The sequence below is a fragment of the Alloalcanivorax profundimaris genome (assembly GCF_015265435.1).
Taxonomy (GTDB): Bacteria; Pseudomonadota; Gammaproteobacteria; order Pseudomonadales; family Alcanivoracaceae; genus Alloalcanivorax; species Alloalcanivorax profundimaris.
On sequence record NZ_JABJWH010000006.1, the window covers coordinates 254,741 to 275,349 of the forward strand.

Here is a 20,609-nt window from a genome sequence, read left to right on the forward strand (position 1 = left end):
GCCGTATACGCAAAGGGGCGTGAGGGAGATAAAACGGGGGCGAATAAAAAGGGGGCGCCGGAGCGCCCCTTGTCGGTGGGAAGGATGGAAACGGCGGGCGAACGTCAGCCCTTCATCATCTGCCGCAGCACATAGTGGAGGATGCCGCCGTTCTTGTAGTAGGTGACCTCGGCGCCGGTATCGAGCCGGCTGATGCAGTTCACCCGCTCTTCCTTGCCGCCTTCCTTGCGGAACACCACTTCGATTTCCTGGCTGGGTTTGAGGTCGTTGCCCAGGTTGGGGATGTCCACTTCCTCGCTGCCGTCCAGGTTCAGGGTCTTGCGGGTGGTGCCTTCCGGGAACTGCAGCGGCAGCACGCCCATGCCGATCAGGTTGGAGCGGTGAATGCGCTCGTAGCTTTCCGCGATCACCGCGCGCACGCCCAGCAGGCGGGTGCCCTTGGCGGCCCAGTCACGGCTGGAGCCGGTGCCGTATTCCTTGCCGGCCACCACCACGGTGGGAATGCCGTCCTTCTGATAGCGCATGGCGGCGCCGTAGATGGGCATTTCCTCGCCGCCGGGCAGATGCTTGGTGTAGCCGCCCTCGATGTCCGGCGTCATCTCGTTGCGGATGCGGATGTTGGCGAAGGTGCCGCGCATCATCACCTCGTGGTTGCCGCGCCGGGAGCCGTAGGAGTTGAAGTCGATGGGCTCCACGTCGTGGCCCTGCAGGTAATGCCCGGCGGGGCTGTCCGCCTTGATGGCGCCGGCCGGCGAGATGTGGTCGGTGGTGATGGAATCGCCCAGCATCGCCAGGATGCGCGCGCTCTTCACCGGCTGCACGTCGTCCACCTTCTCGGTGAGCCCGTCGAAGAACGGCGGGTTCTGGATGTAGGTGGATTTCGGATTCCATTCATAGGTCTTGGACTCCGGAATCGGCAGGCTCTTCCAGGTTTCGTCGCCGTCGAACACGCTGGCGTATTCCTTGCTGAACATTTCCGTGTTCACCGCCACCATGGCGTCCTGGATTTCCTTGCTGGAGGGCCACAGATCCTTCAGGTAGACCTCGTTGCCGTCCTTGTCGTGGCCGATCGGGTCCTTGTCCATGTTGATGCGCACGGTGCCGGCCAGGGCGAAGGCCACCACCAGCGGCGGCGAGGCCAGCCAGTTGGTGCGCACGCTCTGGTGAATCCGGCCCTCGAAGTTGCGGTTGCCGGACAGCACCGAGGCCACGGTGAGGTCGCCCTCGGCGATGGCCTTGTCGATTTCGTCGGGCAGCGGGCCGGAGTTACCGATGCAGGTGGTGCAACCATAGCCCACCAGGTCGTAGCCGATCTGGTCCAGGTACTCCTGCAGGCCGGCCTTGGCCAGGTAGTCGGTGACCACCTTGGAGCCCGGCGCCAGGGAGGTTTTCACCCAGGGCTTGCGGTTCAGCCCCTTCTCCACCGCCTTCTTGGCCATCAGGCCGGCGGCCAGCATGACGCTGGGGTTGGAGGTGTTGGTGCAGGAGGTGATGGCGGCGATCACCACGTCGCCGTGGTCCAGGTGGAAGGTCTGGCCGTCCATGGTCACTTCCACGCCGGAGCTCGGTTCGTGGTTGCCCACCGCGGTCTGGCCGCCTTCGCCCTCGAGCTTGGCCACTTCGGCGTCGTCCTTGCCGAGCTGCTCGGTGATGATGTCGGTGATGGTCTGCTTGATGCCGGTGAGCGGCACCCGGTCCTGGGGCCGTTTCGGGCCGGCCAGGCTGGGCACCACCTGGCTGAGATCCAGCTCCAGGGTGTCACTGAATTCCGGCTCCGGGGTGTCGTCGTAACGCCACAGACCCTGCTGCTTGCAGTAGGCTTCCACCAGCTCGATGTCCTGCTTGGGCCGGCCGGTGAGTTCCAGGTATTCGATGGTGCGCTCGTCGATGGGGAAGAAGGCGCAGGTGGAGCCGAATTCCGGGGACATGTTGCCCATGGTGGCGCGGTCCGCCAGGCTCAGATCCGCCAGGCCCTCGCCGAAGAATTCGACGAATTTGCCGACCACGCCGCGCTGGCGCAGCATCTCGGTGACGGTGAGCACCAGGTCGGTGGCGGTGACGCCCTCGCGGAGCTTGCCGGTCATCTTGAAGCCCACCACTTCCGGGATCAGCATCGCCACCGGCTGGCCGAGCATGGCCGCTTCCGCCTCGATGCCGCCCACGCCCCAGCCGAGCACGCCCAGGCCGTTGATCATGGTGGTGTGGGAGTCGGTGCCCACCAGGGTGTCCGGGTAGGCGAAGGTCTTGCCGTCGGCGTCGCTGGACCAGACGCCACGGCCCAGATACTCCAGGTTCACCTGGTGGCAGATGCCGGTGCCCGGCGGCACCACGCGGAAGTTATCGAAGGCTTTCTGACCCCAGCGCAGGAACTGGTAGCGTTCCTTGTTGCGCTCGTATTCCTTCTCCACGTTCTGCTCGAACGCCTGGGGGTTGCCGAACTTGTCCACCATCACCGAGTGGTCGATGACCAGATCCACCGGTGCCAGCGGGTTGATGCGGTCCGGGTCGCCGCCGGCCTTGGCGATGGCGTCACGCATGGCCGCCAGATCCACCACGCCGGGCACGCCGGTGAAGTCCTGCATCAGCACGCGGGCCGGGCGGTAGTTGATCTCCCGGTCGGAGGCGCGCTTCTCGGGCCATCGCACCAGCGCCTCGATGTCTTCGGCGGTGACGGTGTCGCCGTCTTCGTGGCGGAGCAGGTTTTCGAGAAGAACCTTGAGGGTAAAGGGAAGCTTGCTGAGATCACCCCAGCCCTTGTCGGCGACGGCGTTGAGATCATAGTAATGATAGGTCTTGCCGCCGACATCCAGGGTCTTGGCGCTGTTCAGGGTGTCCTGGCCAATCCGTGTCACTGCGCACCTCCTTAGTTGGCGAGTCGTTCGCTTGGGGGGTTGTAACTCCATGATAGTACGCCCTTATGGCGGGCACATGAACCAACCCGGGCGCCGGCGCCGGCTATCGCCGCGATGGGCCGGGACGATGCCCGGGCCCGGGCGGCGCGGGCCCCGGGGCGGCGGTGGTGGGGATCGCCGCCGGGGTCGGGTTTTACACCTTTTCGCAAAGGCCGGCGCCGGGGCGCGTTAGGCTGCGCGCAAACAGCGAGGAGGGAACCCATGTTGGACTGGATTTCACAACACCAGAAAGTACTGAGCGTATTGATCAGCTTCGGCACCCTGCTGATCTGGCTGGTCTACGCCCAGCTGCTGTACCAGAGCTACCGGCGCCAGCGGCGGCCGCGCATCGTCATCAACCGGGGCAAGCACCGCAGCGTCAACGCCCTGTGCCTGATCAGTAACATGAGCGCCGAATCGGTGTTCGTGGAGCACATCGTGGCGCGCCTGGAAACCGACCGGGGCGTGTTCCGCGCCGACGTCACCGAGCTGGAGCAGGACTACGAACAGGGCGACGAGGACCGCGAGCAGCAGCATGGCACGGCGCCGGATTCGCTGCGCGACAGTACCCGCCAGGGGCCGCTGGCACCCGGCGAATTTCTGCATATCGGCGCCTTCGACGGCGTCATCGAGCGGGTCTGCCGGGCCCAGGGCCTGTCCCTGGAAGCGGACGACGGCGACGAGCGCACCGTGCGGCCCGAGGCCCTCACTATCCAGGTGGTGGCGATCTACGGCTCCGACGATCTGCCGATCGGCGTGGAGCGGCGCTTCCTGATCCGCGAAACCGATCGGGGGCACCTGCTGGTGCCGGCCAGCTGGGACAGCAAGCGGCTGGCCGGCCGTCGCCAACGCCGCCAACTGCGGGACCTGATGGAGGAACTGCGCAAGGAACAGTTGGCCCGGCATTGAGGAATCCGTTGTAATGGGGGTTTCGCGGATCAGGGGGGGAACAACCATGCGCTTCGAGGCCGTGCATCCGGGCACCGTCGCGGTATGGCGGGTGCAGACACTGGTCGGCGTCGCCGTCCTGCTGCTGGGGCTGGTGGCGGTGTTCGCGCCGCTGCTGGCCGGCGGCGCCCTGGCCCTTCCGGCGCTGGGTGTCTGGGGGCTGGCGCTGCTGGTGCTGGCGGGCCTGGGCTGGTGGGGGCCGGCGGCCTGGTACCGGCGCCTGCGCTACTGTCTGGATGAACGCGGCCTGAGCGTGGAGCGGGGCCTGCTGTGGCGCCATCGCATCACCGTGCCGCGGGTCCGGATTCAGCATTCCGATGTCAGCCAGGGGCCTTTGCAGCGCGCCTTCGGCGTCGCCACCCTGCGTCTGTATACCGCCGGCAGCCGCTTCACCGTGACCACCCTGCCGGGCCTCGACCACGACACCGCGCTGGCGCTGCGCGAGCGACTTCTCCGCGAGGGCGACGGCGATGCGGTATGAAAACGGCCACCCGGTTCCGGAACGCCGTCTTCACCCGCTGAGCTGGGTATTCCACCTGGCCGGCGGCCTGGGCGCCATGATTCCCCTGGCCATCGCCGCCGCCCTGGGCGCGGAGCGCGGCGGCGCGCTCTGGATGCTGGTGCCGCTGGTGCTGCTCGGCCCCCTGGCCGGGCTCTGGCACCAGTGGGTATACCGCTACGATTACGGCCCCGAGGGGCTGCTGATTCGCGAGGGGCTGGTGTTCCGCAACCTGCGCCAGATCGACTACCGGCGCATCGAGAACATCGACACCGAGCGCACCCTGTTGCACCGCCTGTTGGGCGTCGCCGACGTCAAGGTGGAGACCTCCAGCGGCGGCGGCGCGGAAGCCACCATCCGGGTGCTGTCCGTGGCCGGCGCGGAGGCCCTGAGCGAGGCGGTGTTCGCCCGCCGCCGGGCGCTGCGCGGCGACAACGGCGGCGAGGACGCCACCCGGGAGCCGGTGGCGGCGGGCGCCGCCGGCGGGGCGCCCGACAACAGCGCCCCGGAGCCCCTGCTGCGGCTGCCCGCCGGCGAACTGATCCTGATGGGGCTGATCGACAACCGCAACCTGTTCTGGCTCGGCGCGGTGATCGGTTCGCTGTTCCAGGTGGTGGGCGTGGAAACCCTGGAGCGGGTACTGGGGCCGGCGTTGCGTGACGCCGGCGTGGCCTACGTGAGCCAGCTGGGCCTGGCGCTCAAGATCGTTCTGGTGCTGGCCACCGTGGTCGGCGTGCTGGTGGTGGCCAAGCTGCTGTCGGTGATCACCGCCCTGGTGCAGTACCACGATTACACCCTGGAGCGGAACGGCGACGACCTGCGCGCCCGCCACGGCCTGTTCACCCGCCGGGTGGTAACCGTGCGGGTGCCGCGCATCCAGGTGGTGCACCGACTGGCCACGCCGCTGCACCGGCTGTTCCGGCGGGTGGCCTTGCAGGCGGATCTGGCCGGCGGCGCCGCGGAGCCCGGCCAGAGTGGCGGCGCCCGGCCCCTGGCGCCGATCTGCCGGCCGGACCAGGTGGACGCCCTGATCGACCGGGCGCTGCCGGGCCTGGACCGCGCCGACCCGGACTGGCGGCCGCTGTCGGCGCGCACCCGCCGGCGCCTCACCCGCCTGTGGCTGTGGTGTTGGGCGCTGCTGAGCCTGCCGCCGGCGCTGTGGTGGTGGGGCTGGCCGGGGCTGGCGGTGCTGCCCGCCGGCCTGCCGGTGGCGCTGCTGCACGGCCACCTGTACGCCCGCTACACGCGCTGGGCGCTGACCCCGGACCTGCTGCTGTTCCACCGGGGCTGGCTGTGGCGCCGGCTGGCGGTGGTGCCGCGCAATCGCATTCAAACCGTGCGCCTGGCCCGCAATCCCTTCGACCGGCGCTACCGCATGACCGAGTTGGAAATCGACACCGCCGGCGGCGGCCTGGCCAAGCGCCGGGTGCGGCTGGCCTACCTGGACCGCGACGTCGCCGCCCGGCTCGCCGGGTCGCTTTTGGAGTAAACCATGCTGGAATGGATCGCTTCGCCGGAGGCGTGGATCGCCCTGGCCACCCTGACCGCCCTGGAGATCGTGCTGGGCATCGACAACATCATCTTCCTGTCCATCCTGGTGGACCGGCTGCCGGAGAAGCAGCGCCCCAAGGCGCGCTTTATCGGCCTGTCCATGGCCATGGTGATGCGGCTGCTGCTGCTGGCGTCGCTGGCCTGGCTCACCAAACTCACCGCCGATCTGTTCACGGTGCTCGGCCAGGGCATCTCCGGGCGCGATCTGGTGCTGATCCTGGGCGGGTTGTTCCTGCTCGCCAAGTCGGTGCTGGAAATCCACCATTCCATCGAGGACGCCGACGAGGCGCCCCAACTGGCCAAGCCCAAGGCCGGGGCCTCCTTCATGGCGATCCTGATCCAGATCGCGGTGCTGGACATGGTGTTCTCGCTGGATTCGGTGATCACCGCCGTGGGCATGGCCAACCATCTGGAAGTGATGGTGATCGCGGTGATCATCGCGGTGGGCTTCATGATGGTGTTCGCCAACGCCATCGGGCGTTTCATCACCGAGCACCCGACCCTGAAGATGCTGGCGCTGTCATTCCTGGTGCTGGTGGGCACGGCGCTGATCGCCGATGGCCTGGAATTCCACATTCCCAAGGGCTACATCTACTTCGCCATGGCGTTCAGCTTCGGCGTGGAAATGCTCAACCTGCGCGTGCGCGCCAAGCGCAAGGCGGCCGCCGTGGAGCCCTAGGGCTCCACGCGCTGCAGCTGGTCGAGCAGCGCCATCAGGGTCTTGTAGTTGTCGGCGCCGAGCTGGCGTTTGATGCGGCGGTATTGCTTGTGCATGTCGCCGCTCATGGCATCGAACAGGCGGTGGCCTTCCTCGGTGAGCGATACGCACAGCCGGCGCTGGTCATTGGCCGGCTTCCAGCGTTTCACATAGCCGGTTTTTTCCAGGCGCACCAGCACGCCGGTGAGACTGGGCCGCAGGATGCAGGCGATTTCCGCCAGGTCCCGGCTTTCCAGTTGATGCTCCGGGACTTCCTTGAGGATGCGGATCACCCGCCATTGCTGTTCGGTGAGGCCATGCTCATTGAGCAGCGGGCGGAAAAAGCCCATGGCGGCCTCGCGGGCCTGAAGCAGGGCCACGGTCAAAGAAGGCGTGGGTTTGGCCATGCGGTGGGAGTGCTCCTTGGGTACCGCGCGGCGGCGGCTCACGGATCCGCCACGCACAGGTATTTCAATTCCAGATAATCATCGATGCCGTGCCGGGACCCTTCGCGGCCCAGCCCGGATTCCTTGATGCCGCCGAAGGGGGCCAGTTCGGTGGAGATGATACCTTCGTTGACGCCGACCATGCCATATTCCAGCGCCTCGGCCACCCGCCAGGCGCGCCCCAGATCGCCGCTGTACACATAGGCGGCCAGCCCGGAAGGGGTGTCGTTGGCCAGGGCCAGCGCCTCGGCCTCGTCGTGGAAACGGAACACCGGCGCCAGGGGGCCGAAGGTTTCCTCCCGGGCCACGCGCATGGCCGGGGTGACGCCGCTGAGCACGGTGGGCTGGAAGAAGCCGCCGCCCAACGCATGGGGGGCGCCACCGCACAGCAGCCGGGCGCCGCCCTGAAGGGCGTCGTCCACATGGGCCTGTACCTTGGTGAGGGCGCCAGCGTGGATCAGCGGACCCTGTTGCGCGTGTTCGTCGCCGGCGGGGCCTACCTTGAGGGCGGCCACCGCCCGCGCCAGCTTGTCGCAGAAGGCGTCGTGGATGCCGTCCTGGATCAGAAAGCGGTTGGTGCACACGCAGGTCTGGCCGCTGTTACGGAACTTCGAGGCCAGGGCGCCTTCAACGGCGGCGTCCAGGTTGGCGTCGTCGAACACGATAAAAGGGGCGTTGCCGCCCAGTTCCAGGCTCAGCTTCTTCACCGTGTCCGCGCATTGCGCCATCAGCAGCTTGCCCACCGCCGTGGAGCCGGTGAACGACAGCTTGCGCACCCGCGGGTCGCCGGTGAGGCGGGCGCCGATGGCGGCGGCGTCGCGGCCGGGCACCACGTTGAACACCCCGGCGGGCAGGCCGGCGCGCCGGGCCAGCTCGGCCAGGGCCAGCGCCGAGAGCGGCGTTTCCGGATCCGGCTTGAGCACCAGGGTGCAGCCCGCCGCCAGGGCCGGGCCGGCCTTGCGGGTGACCATGGCGCAGGGGAAGTTCCAGGGGGTGATGGCGGCCACCACGCCCACCGGCTGCTTGAGGGTGGCCAGCCGCCGGCCGGGCCGGTCGCCGGCCAGCAGTTCGCCGTTGACGCGTTTGGCTTCCTCGGCGAACCACTCGATAAAGCTGGCCGCGTAGTCGATTTCGCCCCGGCTTTCCGCCAGCGGCTTGCCCTGTTCGCGGCTGAGCAGCCGGGCCAGGTCTTCCTTGTGCTCGAGCATCAGGTCGAACCAGCGGCGCAGGATCCGCGAGCGTTCCTTGGCGGGCCGTTGGCGCCAGGCGGGCAGGGCGCGCTCGGCGGCGTCGATGGCGCGGTCGGTGTCCGTGGCGCCGGCGTCCGCCACCTCGGTGATCAGGCTGTGGTCCGCCGGGTCGCGCACCGGGAAGCGGGCGCCGCCATCGGCGTCGAGCCACTGGCCGTCGATGCAGGCCTGGTCGCGCAGCAGGGCGGCGTCGGCCAGGGCCAGGGGAGAGTCGGTCATGAAGGTTCCTTGGTTCCGATCAGGGCGCGAATCAGTAAACGGACGGGCCGGCGGGCGCCGCCGGGGCGTCGTCGCCCTTGAATTCGGCGGCGAGGCCCTTGAGGGCGCCCATCAGCAGGCTGGTGTCCACCCCCACGGCGACGAACAGGCAGCCCAGCTCCAGGTAGCGCCGCGCCAGCGCCTGGTTGGCGTTGAGAATCCCGGCGGCCTTGCCGGCCTGGCGGATGCGCGCGATGGCATCCTCGATGGCCGCCTGCACGTCCGGGTGCGCCGGGTTGCCCCGGTGACCCAGGGAGGCGCTCAGGTCCGCCGGCCCGATGAAGACGCCGTCCACGCCGTCCACGGCGGCGATCTGGTCCAGGTTGTTCAGGGCCTCGGTGCTCTCGATCTGTACCAGCAGACACATTTCGCCGTCCGCCTGGTCCAGATAGCCGGGCACGCTGTTCCAGCGCGATGCCCGGGCCAGGGCGCTGCCCACGCCGCGCACGCCGTCCGGCGGGTAGCGCATGGCGCGCACCAGCTGGCGGGCCTGATCGGCGCTGTCCACCATGGGCACCAGCAGGGTCTGGGCGCCGATGTCCAGGTACTGCTTGATCAGGGCGGTGTCGCCCACCGGCGGGCGCAGCACCGGCTGGGCCGGGTAGGGCGCCACCGCCTGGAGTTGCGCCAGCAGGGTGCGCAGGTCGTTGGGGGCGTGTTCACCGTCCATCAGCAGCCAGTCGAAGCCGGCGTTGGCGGCCAGCTCGGCGCAGTAGGCGTCGCACAGCCCCAGCCACAGGCCGATCTGCGGGCGTTTCTCGGCGAGCGCTTTCTTGAAGGTGTTGACGGGCATGTCCATCTGTTTTTCCTGTGTCGGTCTTGGGCTCAAACGAACCGGCAGGCGATGGCGCCCATATCGTCGTAGTCCACGTGGAAGGTGTCGCCGGGACGCACCGCCACCGGGCGGGTGAAGGAGCCGCCGAGAATCAACTGGCCAGCTTCCAGACCCACATCATAGGGCGCCAGACGATTGGCCAGCCAGGCCACGCCCTTGGCCGGGTGATTGAGCACCGCGGCGGCGACGCCGGATTCCTCGATCACGCCGTTGCGGTAGAGGATCGCGGAAACACGGCGCAGGTCCAGGTCCATGGGCCGGATCGGGCGGCCGCCCATCACCACGCCGGCGTTGGCGGCGTTATCGGAAATGGTGTCGAACACCTTGCGGGTGACGCCGCTTTCCTCGTCCACCTGCTGGATGCGCGCATCGATGATCTCCAGGGCGGGAATCACGTACTCGGTGGCGTCGTAGACGTCGAAGATGGTGCAGTTCGGGCCCTTGAGCGGCTTGCCGAGGATGAACGCCAGCTCCACCTCCAGGCGTGGCACGATAAAGCGGTCGATGGGAATGTCGGTGCCCTCGTCGAACAGCATGTCGTCGAGCAGGGCACCGTAGTCCGGCTCGTCGATGTTCGAGGACACCTGCATGGCCCGTGAGGTCAGGCCGATCTTGTGGCCGATCAGCTTGCGTCCATCGGCGATTTTCTTGTCCACCCAGGCGCGCTGGATGGCGTAGGCGTCCTCGATGGTGATGTCCGGCTGTTCCAGGGAAAACTGGCGGATCTGGGTGCGTTGCCGTTCGGCGTCGTCGAGCCGTTGCACGGCCTGGCGGATGAAAGCGTCGTCGAGCATCAGCGCTCCCCTTTGAGAAAGGCGTGGATGTTGTTGTGTTTGAAGTTCAGGTCCGGGTCCAGCTCGGTCATCTCGAAGGACACCGCCAGCAGACGTTTTTCCTGAAGCGGCGCGAAGTGGGCCTTGATCGCCTCGAACAGGGTTTCGGCGACTTTTTTGCGGGTTGCCAGGTCGCGGCCGCTGCCCACCTTCAGGCTCAGGTGCACGAAGGCGTAGTCGTGCTCGCCGTCGGCGATGCGGTAGGTATCGTGGCGGATGGCGCGGCTGCGGATGCCGCCCAGGGGAAACACGCCGGAATCGCCCAGTACCCGGTGCACGGTTTCGAACAGGGCGGGGAAGTCCGTTTCGCCTTCCAGGTTGCCGCTGTATTCGGCGATGAAATGGGGCATGAGAGTTCTCCTTGAATCAGGATGGCCTACCAGGGCAGCGGAAAAACCGCATTGATCTGCCCGGTGCCGGAGCTGGCGTACAGATCGGTGAGCACTTCCACCGGCCGGTCGTAATCCTCGCCGCCAAGCAGCCCCAGCAGCATGGCGGTGTCGTGCATGCCGCCCTCGCCGTAGCAGTGCTCGGCGTAGTCCGGCAGCATGGCGCAGAACTCCTTGAAACGGCCCTGCTTCCACAGTTCCACCACGCGCAGGTCCATCTGCCGGTCGAATTCACGGCTCCACTGGTGGAGGTTCTGGTCGGCCAGCCGGTCGTCGGAAAAGCGGTGCGACATGGAGCCGGACGCCAGCACCACCACCTTGCGGTCGCTGGCCTCGATGGCGCGGCGCACGGCGGCGCCGAAGGTGAAGCTGTCCTCCAGCCGGTGCCAGGCGCACCAGGACGCCACCGACACCACCTTCAAATGCTGCTCCCGAGGCACGTCCATGTGCATGTAGCGCATCGGCACCAGGGTGCCGTACTCCAGATGCAGGCTGGGAATATTGTGGGCCCGGGTGCGCACGTCGGCGGCGTTGGCTTGCTCGGCGATGAGTTCGCCCAGATCCGGAGCGCCGTCGTACTGGTAGTGCATGTCCTTGATGAAGTGGGGCAGCTCGTTGCTGGTGTAGATGCCCTCGAACCGTTCACCGCAGTTGATGTGGTAGCCGCTGTTGACCAGCCAGTGCACGTCGAACACCAGGGCGGTGTCGGCGCCCAGCTCGCGGGCGCGGCGGCCGATTTCCTTGTGGCCGTCGATGGCCGCCTGCCGGCACCCCTGATGGGGCCCCGGCAGTTCGGACAGATACATGGACGGCACGTGGCAGATCTTGGCGGCGAGAACGACCTCTCCCATTGTTTTTCTCCTTATCGCCGTGCCGGGGTCAGACGCCCCAGCGCGGAATGTGATGGTGGCCCATGGCGACGCAGACGTTCTTCACCTCGGTGAACACCTCGAAGCTGTATTCACCGCCCTCGCGGCCGGTGCCGGATTGTTTGATGCCGCCGAACGGCTGGCGCAGGTCGCGTACGTTCTGGCTGTTGATGAACACCATGCCCGCCTCGATGCCGCGCGCCACGCGGTGCGCCTTGGCCAGGTTCTCGGTCCACACGTAGGAGGCCAGGCCGTACTGCACGTCGTTGGCCAGTTCCAGGGCGTGGGCCTCGTCGGTGAACTTGCCCAGGCACACCACCGGGCCGAAGATTTCCTCCTGGCAGATGCGCATCTTGTTGTCCACATCGGCGAACACCGTGGGTTGGATGAACTGGCCGTTGGCGACCCGGTCGGGCAGGCCCTCCGGGCGTTCCAGGCCGCCGGCCACCAGTTTGGCGCCTTCCTCGATGCCGATGCGAATGTAGCCGGTGACTTTTTCGTAGTGCTGTTGGGTGATCATGGAACCGACCTGGGTGTCCGGGTTCTCCGGGTCCCCCACCTTCAGCTTCTTGGCGCGTTCGGCGAATTTCTTGACGAACTCGTCATAGACACTTTCCTGAATGAAGATGCGGCTGCCGGCGGTGCAACGCTCGCCGTTCAGGGAGAAGATGGTGAACAGGGCGGCGTCCAGGGCGCGATCCAGGTCCGCGTCCTCGAACACCAGCACCGGCGACTTGCCGCCCAGTTCCATGGAGTACTTCTTCATGCCGCCGTTCTGCACGATCTTGCGACCGGTGGCGGTGCCGCCGGTGAAGGACACCGCACGCACGTCCGGGTGGCGCACCAGGGCGTCGCCGGCGGTGGACCCGTAGCCCTGGATCACGTTGAACACGCCATCCGGAATGCCCGCCTCCTTGGTCAGCTTGCCCAGCTCGGCGGCGGTCATCGGCGACAGCTCGGACATCTTGAGCACGGCGGTATTGCCCAGCGCCAGGCAAGGGGCGGTTTTCCAGGTGGCGGTCATGAACGGCACGTTCCACGGTGACACCAGCGCGCACACCCCCACCGGCTGGTACAGGGTGTAGTTGAGCATCTGGTCGTCCACCGGGTAGGTGTGGCCGTTCATGCGCGTGCAGACTTCGGCGAAGAAATTGAAGTTGTGCGAGGCGCGCGGGATCAGCACGTTCCTGGTTTGATGAATGGGCAGGCCGGTGTCCAGGGTCTCCAGCTCCGCCAGGCGCGGCACATTCTCGTCGATCAACTCGCCGAGGCGGCGCATCAGACGGGCCCGTTCCTTGGCCGGGGTGTTGGCCCAGCCGGGGAAGGCGGCCTTGGCGGCGGCCACCGCTTCGTTCACTTCCTTCTCGGTGCCGCTGGCCACCGGGCCGATCACTTCGCCGGTGGCCGGGTTGATGTTGTCGAACGTTTCCGGGCTTTCCACTTCCCGGCCGTTGATCCAGTGCTTGATCACGATGACTGCTCCTTCGCGTTCTTGAAGAATTCACTTTCGCTGAGCATGGTGTTGCGCAGCCGACCGATGCCCTCGATCTCCACGTCCACCACGTCGCCGGGTTGCACGTCCGCCATGCCCTTGGGCGTGCCGGTGGCGATCATGTCGCCGGGCTGCAGGGTCATGAAGCCGGACAGGTATTCGATCAGGAAGGGCACGTCGAAAATCATGTCGGCGGTGGTGCCTTCCTGTTTCAGTTCGCCGTTGATGTAGGTGCGCAGGGTCAGGTTGTTGGGCTCCGGAACCTGGCTCCTGTCGATGATCCAGGGGCCCACCGGGGTGGTGCTGTCGCGGTTCTTCACGCGCAGGTTGGGCCGGTAGTAATTTTCCAGGTAGTCGCGGATGGCGTAGTCGTTGCACAGGGTGTAGCCGGCCACGTACTCCAGGGCGTCGGCGCGGCTGACGTTACGCGCGGTCTTGCCGATCACCGCCACCAGCTCGCACTCGTAGTGCATGTAATCCACGTTGTCCGGGCGCCAGCTGTAACCGTCGTGGCCGGTGTAGGCGTTGGGCGCCTTGACGAACACCAGCGGTTCCTTGGGCGCCGATTTGAAGCTCAGCTCGGCGGCGTGGTCGGCGTAGTTGAGGCCCAGGGCGAACATGGTGCCGGTGGCCGGCGGCAGCCAGGTCACCTGGCCGGCGTCGAGCGGCGTGCCGTCGGCCATCAGGATATTGCCGTCGTCATTGACGGTGACGTCGAGCACCTGGCCCCGGTGCTGGATGCGAGCGTGTTTCATGGGCGGTCTCCTTTCCGGGTGGTGTCTTCTTCCGTCACCAACGACACCAGGGTGCCGACCTTGTCGATCTCCACGGCCACTTCGTCGCCGGGTTCCACGTCCACGCGGCCGGCCGGCACGCCGGCGATCAGCACGTCGCCTTCGTGTAGGGTCATGAACTCGCTGAGCTCGGCGATCAGTCGCGCCACCGGGCGCACGAAGTTGCCGGTGTTGCCCTCCTGCCTGAGCTCGCCATTGACGGTGAGGCGCACGCCCAGGCCGGACGGGTCGCCGACGTCGGCGGCGTCGGTGACCCAGGGGCCGATCGGGCAGAAGCCGTCGCGGCACTTGGCCTTCACCGCCGGGCGGTAGTAGCTGTCCTCCGGCAGGCTGAACTCGTTGATCACGGTGTAGCCGGCCACATGGGCGAGGGCGTCCGCTTCACTCACCCGGCTGGCGGTCTTGCCGATCACCACGCCCAGGGACGGGCCCGGCTGCAGACGCTCGCCGGCGGGGCGCGCCACCGGGCGACGGTGGCCGTTGCGGGTGTTCGGGGTCTTGATGAACAGCACCGGTTTGGTGGGCGGCTTTTCGTAAGGGGGCTGGTTGAAGCTGTCCAGGTGGGACTCCAGCAGGGCGCGGTCATTGAGGGCGATGCCGAACACGGTGCCGGACACCGGCGGCAGCCAGCGGGCCTGGTCCTCGGCGAGGGGGCCGCCGTCGGCGCGGCGTGGCCGGTCACCGTCCACGGTGACGGCGGTCGGTTCGCCGTTGATTTCCACGAGGGCGTGGCGCATGGGAACTCCTGTTTGTTCTTTGCCGGATTTTGTACATTAAGATGTTAATGAATTCAAGCGGCCGACGCGATCGGTTATGCTGGGTCCCGGAGAGCCCTATGAAGAACAACGAACCGATTCCCAACATCAACATCGGCCAGGTGTACGACCAGCGCTACGCCGATGCCGAGGTGCACTACGACGCCCTGGGGCCGATGGCGGATTTCTTCGGCCGCAACATGCCGGCCCATCGCCACGACCGTTTTTTCCAGGTGCATTTCGTGAAGAGTGGCCTGGTGCGCGTCTACCTGGACGAGCGCCAGCACCACCAGCACGGCCCCCTGTTCTTTCTCACGCCGCCCACGGTGACCCATGCTTTCGTGACCCAGGCGGACGCCGACGGCCACGTGCTCACCGTGCGCCAGCAGCTGGTTTGGAGCCTGCTGGAGGAGAGCGGCGATCTCGCCGACCCGGCCGAGGTGCGGCCGCTGTGCGTGGCCCGCGCGCAGCTGGAGCCGCGCCGGCACGCCGAGCTGGACCGGCTGGAACGGTTGTTCGAGGCGCTCGGCGACGAGGCCGCCAGCGACGGTCCCGGCCGGGCGCTGGCGGTACGCAGCCTGGCGCGGCTGATCTTCATCCGCCTGTTCCGGCTGTCGAGCAGCGCCCTGCCGTCGCAGCCGGCGCGCCACGAGGACCTGGCCGTGTTCCAGCGGTTCCAGATGCTGATCGAGGACCATCACGCTCAACATTGGACGCTCTCCCAGTACGCCGAGGCCCTGGATGTCACCGAGAACCGGCTCAACGAGATTTGCCGGCGCACCGCCGGCAAACCCAGCAAGCGGCTGGTGTTCGACCGCCAGATTCAGGAGGCGCGGCGGCTGCTGATTTTCACCACCGCTTCCATCAACGAGATCGGCTACCGCCTGGGCTTCAACGATCCCGCCTACTTCTCCCGTTTCTTCACCCGCGAGGCGGGCATGACGCCGGGGCGCTATCGCCGCCATAACCGGCGCGGCTGATCGTCTCAGCCCGGGCGTCGGGTATTGGCCTCGAAGAACGCCGCCAGTTCGTCCACCGCCTCGAACGGCAGCACCTGGGACACATAGTGGTCCGGGCGCACCACGATCACGGCGCCGTTGCGATCGATGCCGCGGGCCTCGAAGATGTCGCGCTCCGGGTCGATGGCGTAAACCTTCTCGTAGTCGGTGAGCTGGAAGGGCCCCACCCGGGGTTGGAACAGGGCCGGAATGGAGGGGCCGAACTCCACCTCGCCGTGGGGCTGCTGATAGATCACCTTGATGTCGAACAGGCTGTCCAGGTCGGCGCCGTCCGGGGTAAAGCGCGCCACCGGCGAGGCGGCGGCGTTGAGCATCCATTCCGCCCAGTCGTTCAGCCGTTCGGCGCCGGCGTCGGCGAAGGCGTAGATCCGCCAGCGGCCATCGGCGGTGGCGTGGTGGCCCAGGTGCACGTCGTTGCCGTCGCAGACCCGCATCACCGGCGCCGATTTGAAGCGCTTGCCCACCGGGAAACCGGTGGCCAGTGACTGGTGGCGGGTGTCGCCGGTGACCAGGGAAGGGCGGTACTCGGTCATGAAGCCGGCGGGAAACTCCGCGGTTTTCACATAGAAGTCCGCCAGTTCCTTGGGGTCCTCGAAGTCCTCGGCGGGCTTGGCCATCAGGCTCGACCATTCGCGGTCGAAGTCGATCAGGTTCTGCGCCACCTCCTGGCGTTCCTCGGAATAGGTGGCCAGCAGTTCCGGCGGTGCCTGCCCGGACAGCACCTGGCCCAGCTTCCAGGCGATGTTCCAGCCGTCCTGCATGGACACGTTCATGCCCTGGCCGGCCTTGGCGCTGTGGGTGTGGCAGGCGTCGCCGGCGATGAATACGCGCGGCGCGACATGCTCCTCGTCGCCGGGGTCCACGTCGTCGAACTTGTCGGTGACCCGGTGGCCCACCTCGTAAACCGTGTACCAGGCGCAATCCTTCACCTCCAGGGTGTAGGGGTGGAGGATGCGGTTGGCCTTGGCCACGGTGGTTTCCAGGGTGGTCTGGCGCACCTGGCGGTTGTCGTCCGCAGACACCTCGCCCAGGTCCACGTACATGCGGAACAAATGCCCGCCCTCGCGGGGAATGTGCAGGATGCTGCCGCCGCTGGCGGACTGGATCGCGCACTTGGTGCGAATGTCCGGGAAGTCGGTGGTGGCGAGCACGTCCATCACGCCCCAGGCGTGGTTGGCCACCTTGCCCAGGTGCTGGCGGCCAATGGCCTCGCGCACCTTGCTGTGGGCGCCGTCGCAGCCGACCACGTACTTGGCGTGCACGGTGCGTTGCTCGCCTTCCCGCTCGCCGCTCACATGGCGCAGGGTGACGGTGACCGGGTACTCGGCGCCGCGGTCGATTTCCAGCCCGACGAATTCCAGCCCGTAGTCCGGCTCGATGCGCGCCGGCGCGTTGCGGGCGAACTCCGCGAAATAGTCCAGCACCCGCGCCTGGTTGACGATCAGATGGGGGAATTCGCTGATCTCGCCGGTGCCGTCATCCAGCGCCACCGAGGCGCGGGCGATGTGGTCCGGATTGGCCGGGTCCGGGGACCAGAACGCCATCTCGGTGATGCGGTAGGCCTCGTCGGTGATGCGCCCGGCGAAGCCGAATGCCTGGAAGGTTTCCACGCTGCGCGCCTGGATGCCGTCGGCCTGGCCCAGTTTCAGGCGGCCCGGACGGCGCTCCACGATGCGGGTGGTGACGTTGGGGTATTTGGCCAGCTGGGCGGCGGCGATCATGCCCGCCGGGCCGCTGCCGACGATCAGCACGTCGACGTGCTCGGGCAGGTCCTCGGGACGGTCGATGCCGGTGCCGGCGGCGTCCTCGACGCGCGGATCGCTGGAAACATAGCCGTGATGATGGAACTGCACTGCGACTTCTCCTTTGTTTTTCTGATCAGCGTTGTGATCGCGATCGTCGCTCTGGCGACCGCGTTGCTTTTTTTCATCATCGGCGAGAGCAAAGGCGGAGGCCCAGGTGTTTTCCGAGGGAAAAATTGCACTTTTCAACGGCTGGGCTCGCGAATGTATACCCGGCCGGAAAGGAAACGATTTTATTCATGCCGGCGCATTGACCGGCCGCTCGGAGGCTGTTTAGTATTCATTAACAAATTAATGGATGGCGACCAACCCGGAGTCCCATGGCACCGATCGCCGCCATTGAGAACAACAAGCACAGACAGCCGAGAGGTCACCATGAAAGCAAGCATAAGAAACCTCCCCCTCTGGATCGCCGGCACCGCCCTGGGCCTGACCCTGAGCCTCGGCGGCGCCCACGCCGACGACAGCGTTACCCTGCGTATCGAGCATTTCCTGCCGGCCAACTCCAACGCCCAGCAGAACGTGATCGAACCCTGGTGCGAGGACATGAAGGCGGCATCGGACGGCCGCATCCAGTGTGAGATCTACCCTTCCATGCAGCTCGGCGGCACGCCGGGCCAGCTGGCGGACATGGCGCGCAACGGCGTGGTGGACGTGGTGTGGACGGCGCTGGGTTACTCCGCCGGCCGCTTCCCGCGCAGCGAAGCGCTGGAGTTGCCGTTCGTGCTGCCGGCCGGCGGCGAAACCGCCAGCCGCATCATCTGGGACTATTCCACGACCTACGCCAAGGACGACTTCAAGGACTACAAGGTGCTGGCGGTGTACAGCGACGGCGGCGGCACCCTGCACACCGCCCGCAAGGCGGTGCGCGACCTGGACGACATGAAAGGCCTGCGGGTGCGCGCCTCCACCCGGCTGGCATCGCGCTTTCTCACCTCGGTGGGCGCCACGCCGGTGAGCATGCCGCCCTCACAGATCGCCGACACTCTGTCCAAGGGCGTGATCGACGGCGCCCTGGCGGTGTGGGAAGTGGTGCCGCCCACCAAGCTGGACGAAACCACCTTCCATCACACCACCACCGGGCCTGATCAGGCCACCACCACGGTCACCACCCTGGCCATGCTGATGAACCAGCAGCGCTATCAAAGCCTGCCGGATGACCTGAAAAAGATCGTCGATGAGTACAGCGGCGAGGCGCTCACCGTGCGCTTCGGCAAGGCCTGGGACCAGGCCATCGATCAGGTGAAGAACCGCATAGCCGGTGACGACGCGCACACCATCATCACCCTGGACGACGCCGCCTATCAGGCCATGCTGGACGCGTCGCAAAGCGTGGTGGACGACTGGGTGGCCTCCGACGACGGCGGCCTGGACCGCCAGGCCCTGTTCGACGGCCTGCAGAAAACGGTCAAGCAATACACCCCGGAACTGGCGCGCTGAAGCGCGCCTTCCTCGGAGCGGAGTGAACAATGGCGGGCGTTATTCTGCGTCGGTTGTCGCTGGGGTTCGCCCTGGCCGGTGGCGCCATCGTTTTGGCGCTGATCGTCATGTCGCTGGTGTCATTGGTGGGGCGCAAGCTGTTTTCCGCGCCCATCCCCGGTGACATCGAGGTCCTGCAAATGGCCATCGCGGTGGCGGTGACCGCCTTTCTCCCCCTGTGCGAGATGACCGATAACCACATCCGCGTGGACCTGGTGGCCGGCTTTCTGCCGGCGCCGGTGAACCGGGCGCTGCTGGCCATCGGTCATCTGTTGCTGGCGGCGGCGGCGGGCTTGATGGGCTGGCGCACCTTTCTGCTGATGCAGAACAGCCAGGATTACGGCTCCACCTCCACCATGCTTGGCGTGCCGCTGTGGTGGCCCCAGGGATTGATGGTACCGAGCCTGGCGCTGCTTGCCCTGTGCGGGCTGTACCGGGCGGCCAGGGAGATCCGTTCATGAGTGGTCTGGAAACCGGCCTGCTGGTGCTGGCGGTGCTGATGGGGCTGCTGGCCCTGCGCGTGCACGTGGGCATCGGCATGTTCCTGGCGGGCATTCTCTGCTATGTGCTCGTCAACCACGGCAATCTCAACGCCCTGCTGTTCACCATCAACAATCTGGTCTACGCGCGGGTGTCCGATTACGACCTGGCGGTGATTCCGCTGTTCGTGCTGATGGGGCAGTTCGCCATCCACGGCGGCCTGTCGCGGGCGCTGTTCCGCGCCGCCTCCGCCTTCATCGGCCACTGGCGGGGTGGGCTGGCGATGTCCGCCGCCGGCGCCTGCGCCGGCTTCGGCGCCATCTGCGGCTCGTCCCTGGCCACCGCCGCCACCATGAGCCAGGTGGCCTTGCCGGAGCTGGAGAAGCACCACTATCCCAACAAGCTGGCCGCCGGCACCATCGCCGCCGGCGGGACCCTGGGCATTCTGATTCCACCGTCGGTGCCGCTGATCGTGTACGCGGTGCTCACCCAGGAATCCATCGGCAAGCTGTTCGTGGCGGCGATCATCCCCGGTTTGCTGGCCATGCTCGGCTACCTGATCGTGATCCGCCTGGTGGCCATGCGCACCATGCGCGATGCACCGCGCATTGCCAAGGCGGCGTGGGGCACGCGCCTGCGCGCCCTGGCGGAAGTCTCGCCGGTGCTGGTGGTGTTCCTGGTGGTGATCTTCGGCATCTACGGCGGTTGGGCCAACCTCACCGAGGCGGCGTCCATCGGCGCCGGCGCCTGCGGGTTGTTCGCCGTGACGCGCGGCGGCATGCGCGGCGATGGCCTGGTCAAGAGCCTGATCGGCACCGCCGAGGCATCCGCCATGATCTACCTGGTGGTGATCGGCGCCGACCTGCTCAACAGCGGCCTGGCGCTCAGCCGCATGCCGGTGGAGCTGGCGAACTGGGTGCAGGCCAGCGGCATGGCGCCGTTCGCGGTGCTGCTGTCGATCCTGGTGATCTACCTGCTGCTGGGCTGCGTGATGGATTCCCTGTCGATGATCCTGCTCACCGTGCCGATCTTCTACCCGATCGTGGTGGGCCTGCCGTTCTTCGATCTCACCCAGACCGAGATCTCCATCTGGTTCGGCATCATCGCGCTGATGGTGGTGGAGATCGGGCTGATCACCCCGCCCATGGGCATGAACCTGTTCATCGTGCAGAAGTTCAGCGAGCGCACCTCCCTGGGCGCGGTGAGCCGGGGCATCGTGCCCTTCCTGGGCGCCGACCTGGTGCGCATCACCCTGCTGGTGGCGGTACCGGCGTTGTCGCTGATGCTGTTGACCGTGATCTGAGTCCCGCCTTTCTCTCCTT

General features: G+C 67.0%; 19 protein-coding genes. 8 read left to right on the forward strand and 11 right to left on the reverse strand.

The annotated features are described in order from the left end of the window. Positions 1-104: 104 nt before the first annotated feature. Complete coding sequence (gene acnA, locus HMJ39_RS04175; protein WP_161385517.1) at positions 105-2,852, reverse strand: aconitate hydratase AcnA; 2,748 nt, start codon at positions 2,850-2,852, stop codon at positions 105-107. Positions 2,853-3,113: 261 nt separating this feature from the next. On the opposite strand from acnA, the gene HMJ39_RS04180 reads away from it, so the two are divergent. Genes HMJ39_RS04180 through HMJ39_RS04195 form a run of 4 tightly spaced genes read left to right on the forward strand, consistent with a single transcriptional unit; the run spans position 3,114 to position 6,568 of the window. Beyond that, complete coding sequence (locus HMJ39_RS04180) at positions 3,114-3,800, forward strand: hypothetical protein (protein WP_161385516.1); 687 nt, start codon at positions 3,114-3,116, stop codon at positions 3,798-3,800. Positions 3,801-3,846: 46 nt separating this feature from the next. After that, positions 3,847-4,320, forward strand: coding sequence for a PH domain-containing protein (locus HMJ39_RS04185; protein WP_161385515.1), 474 nt, complete (start codon positions 3,847-3,849; stop codon positions 4,318-4,320). Next, a complete protein-coding gene (locus tag HMJ39_RS04190) occupies positions 4,310-5,827 on the forward strand; it encodes a PH domain-containing protein (protein WP_161385514.1) in 1,518 nt (505 codons plus the stop codon). The genes HMJ39_RS04185 and HMJ39_RS04190 overlap by 11 nt, the downstream gene beginning before the upstream one ends. 3 nt (positions 5,828-5,830) lie before the next feature. Beyond that, positions 5,831-6,568, forward strand: coding sequence for a TerC family protein (locus tag HMJ39_RS04195; RefSeq protein WP_161385513.1), 738 nt, complete (start codon positions 5,831-5,833; stop codon positions 6,566-6,568). Here the strand turns inward: HMJ39_RS04195 and hpaR are convergent. The 9 genes from hpaR to HMJ39_RS04240 are packed head-to-tail and all read right to left on the reverse strand — an operon-like array spanning position 6,565 to position 14,489. Further along, complete coding sequence (gene hpaR / locus HMJ39_RS04200) at positions 6,565-6,993, reverse strand: homoprotocatechuate degradation operon regulator HpaR (protein ID WP_194296401.1); 429 nt, start codon at positions 6,991-6,993, stop codon at positions 6,565-6,567. The two genes, HMJ39_RS04195 and hpaR, sit on opposite strands and share 4 nt — an antisense overlap. A gap of 38 nt (positions 6,994-7,031) precedes the next feature. After that, complete coding sequence (locus HMJ39_RS04205; RefSeq protein ID WP_256245021.1) at positions 7,032-8,501, reverse strand: NAD-dependent succinate-semialdehyde dehydrogenase; 1,470 nt, start codon at positions 8,499-8,501, stop codon at positions 7,032-7,034. Between the two features lie 31 nt (positions 8,502-8,532). Next, on the reverse strand, positions 8,533-9,339 hold the full coding sequence (hpaI, locus tag HMJ39_RS04210; protein WP_161385512.1) for a 4-hydroxy-2-oxoheptanedioate aldolase: 807 nt from the start codon (positions 9,337-9,339) through the stop codon (positions 8,533-8,535). Positions 9,340-9,365: 26 nt separating this feature from the next. Then, the gene (gene hpaH, locus HMJ39_RS04215) at positions 9,366-10,169 is read right to left on the reverse strand and encodes a 2-oxo-hept-4-ene-1,7-dioate hydratase (protein ID WP_161385511.1); all 804 of its coding nucleotides are present in this window, start codon (positions 10,167-10,169) and stop codon (positions 9,366-9,368) included. Then, on the reverse strand, positions 10,169-10,558 hold the full coding sequence (locus HMJ39_RS04220) for a 5-carboxymethyl-2-hydroxymuconate Delta-isomerase (protein WP_161385510.1): 390 nt from the start codon (positions 10,556-10,558) through the stop codon (positions 10,169-10,171). The genes hpaH and HMJ39_RS04220 overlap by 1 nt, the downstream gene beginning before the upstream one ends. Before the next feature lie 26 nt (positions 10,559-10,584). Beyond that, complete coding sequence (gene hpaD, locus HMJ39_RS04225) at positions 10,585-11,448, reverse strand: 3,4-dihydroxyphenylacetate 2,3-dioxygenase (RefSeq protein ID WP_194296402.1); 864 nt, start codon at positions 11,446-11,448, stop codon at positions 10,585-10,587. A 28-nt stretch (positions 11,449-11,476) separates the two neighbouring features. Continuing rightward, entirely contained in the window at positions 11,477-12,937 is a 1,461-nt protein-coding gene (gene hpaE / locus HMJ39_RS04230; protein ID WP_194296403.1) for a 5-carboxymethyl-2-hydroxymuconate semialdehyde dehydrogenase, read from the reverse strand. After that, positions 12,934-13,713: a fumarylacetoacetate hydrolase family protein gene (locus HMJ39_RS04235; RefSeq protein ID WP_194296404.1), complete on the reverse strand. Its 780-nt coding sequence runs from the start codon at positions 13,711-13,713 to the stop codon at positions 12,934-12,936. The genes hpaE and HMJ39_RS04235 overlap by 4 nt, the downstream gene beginning before the upstream one ends. Beyond that, positions 13,710-14,489: a fumarylacetoacetate hydrolase family protein gene (locus HMJ39_RS04240; RefSeq protein WP_161385506.1), complete on the reverse strand. Its 780-nt coding sequence runs from the start codon at positions 14,487-14,489 to the stop codon at positions 13,710-13,712. Before HMJ39_RS04240 ends, HMJ39_RS04235 begins: the two co-directional genes overlap by 4 nt. A gap of 98 nt (positions 14,490-14,587) precedes the next feature. Here HMJ39_RS04240 and hpaA point away from each other — a divergent pair, with 98 nt between their 5' ends. After that, entirely contained in the window at positions 14,588-15,487 is a 900-nt protein-coding gene (gene hpaA, locus HMJ39_RS04245) for a 4-hydroxyphenylacetate catabolism regulatory protein HpaA (RefSeq protein WP_161385505.1), read from the forward strand. Between the two features lie 5 nt (positions 15,488-15,492). Here hpaA and HMJ39_RS04250 read toward each other — a convergent pair whose 3' ends face one another. Next, complete coding sequence (locus HMJ39_RS04250) at positions 15,493-17,379, reverse strand: FAD-binding monooxygenase (RefSeq protein WP_194296405.1); 1,887 nt, start codon at positions 17,377-17,379, stop codon at positions 15,493-15,495. A 324-nt stretch (positions 17,380-17,703) separates the two neighbouring features. Here HMJ39_RS04250 and HMJ39_RS04255 point away from each other — a divergent pair, with 324 nt between their 5' ends. Genes HMJ39_RS04255 through HMJ39_RS04265 form a run of 3 tightly spaced genes read left to right on the forward strand, consistent with a single transcriptional unit; the run spans position 17,704 to position 20,590 of the window. Next, a complete protein-coding gene (locus tag HMJ39_RS04255) occupies positions 17,704-18,768 on the forward strand; it encodes a TRAP transporter substrate-binding protein (RefSeq protein ID WP_194296406.1) in 1,065 nt (354 codons plus the stop codon). A 29-nt stretch (positions 18,769-18,797) separates the two neighbouring features. Further along, positions 18,798-19,268, forward strand: coding sequence for a TRAP transporter small permease (locus HMJ39_RS04260; protein WP_161385502.1), 471 nt, complete (start codon positions 18,798-18,800; stop codon positions 19,266-19,268). Then, positions 19,265-20,590 (forward strand): TRAP transporter large permease, encoded by a 1,326-nt coding sequence (locus HMJ39_RS04265; protein ID WP_194296407.1) that lies wholly within the window; start codon positions 19,265-19,267, stop codon positions 20,588-20,590. The genes HMJ39_RS04260 and HMJ39_RS04265 overlap by 4 nt, the downstream gene beginning before the upstream one ends. The last annotated feature ends 19 nt before the right edge of the window (positions 20,591-20,609 follow it).

Bases quoted from the DNA above. Each gene is read 5' to 3' on its own strand.
- HMJ39_RS04195 (WP_161385513.1), top strand. From the start codon at position 5,831: ATGCTGGAATGGATCGCTTCGCCGGAGGCGTGGATCGCCCTGGCCACC.
- HMJ39_RS04185 (WP_161385515.1), top strand. From the start codon at position 3,847: ATGCGCTTCGAGGCCGTGCATCCGGGCACCGTCGCGGTATGGCGGGTG.
- hpaI (WP_161385512.1), bottom strand. From the start codon at position 9,339: ATGGACATGCCCGTCAACACCTTCAAGAAAGCGCTCGCCGAGAAACGC.
- hpaD (WP_194296402.1), bottom strand. From the start codon at position 11,448: ATGGGAGAGGTCGTTCTCGCCGCCAAGATCTGCCACGTGCCGTCCATG.
- HMJ39_RS04190 (WP_161385514.1), top strand. From the start codon at position 4,310: ATGCGGTATGAAAACGGCCACCCGGTTCCGGAACGCCGTCTTCACCCG.
- HMJ39_RS04235 (WP_194296404.1), bottom strand. From the start codon at position 13,713: ATGAAACACGCTCGCATCCAGCACCGGGGCCAGGTGCTCGACGTCACC.
- HMJ39_RS04180 (WP_161385516.1), top strand. From the start codon at position 3,114: ATGTTGGACTGGATTTCACAACACCAGAAAGTACTGAGCGTATTGATC.
- hpaH (WP_161385511.1), bottom strand. From the start codon at position 10,169: ATGCTCGACGACGCTTTCATCCGCCAGGCCGTGCAACGGCTCGACGAC.
- HMJ39_RS04240 (WP_161385506.1), bottom strand. From the start codon at position 14,489: ATGCGCCACGCCCTCGTGGAAATCAACGGCGAACCGACCGCCGTCACC.
- HMJ39_RS04205 (WP_256245021.1), bottom strand. From the start codon at position 8,501: ATGACCGACTCTCCCCTGGCCCTGGCCGACGCCGCCCTGCTGCGCGAC.
- hpaR (WP_194296401.1), bottom strand. From the start codon at position 6,993: ATGGCCAAACCCACGCCTTCTTTGACCGTGGCCCTGCTTCAGGCCCGC.
- HMJ39_RS04255 (WP_194296406.1), top strand. From the start codon at position 17,704: ATGAAAGCAAGCATAAGAAACCTCCCCCTCTGGATCGCCGGCACCGCC.
- HMJ39_RS04220 (WP_161385510.1), bottom strand. From the start codon at position 10,558: ATGCCCCATTTCATCGCCGAATACAGCGGCAACCTGGAAGGCGAAACG.
- HMJ39_RS04260 (WP_161385502.1), top strand. From the start codon at position 18,798: ATGGCGGGCGTTATTCTGCGTCGGTTGTCGCTGGGGTTCGCCCTGGCC.
- hpaA (WP_161385505.1), top strand. From the start codon at position 14,588: ATGAAGAACAACGAACCGATTCCCAACATCAACATCGGCCAGGTGTAC.
- HMJ39_RS04265 (WP_194296407.1), top strand. From the start codon at position 19,265: ATGAGTGGTCTGGAAACCGGCCTGCTGGTGCTGGCGGTGCTGATGGGG.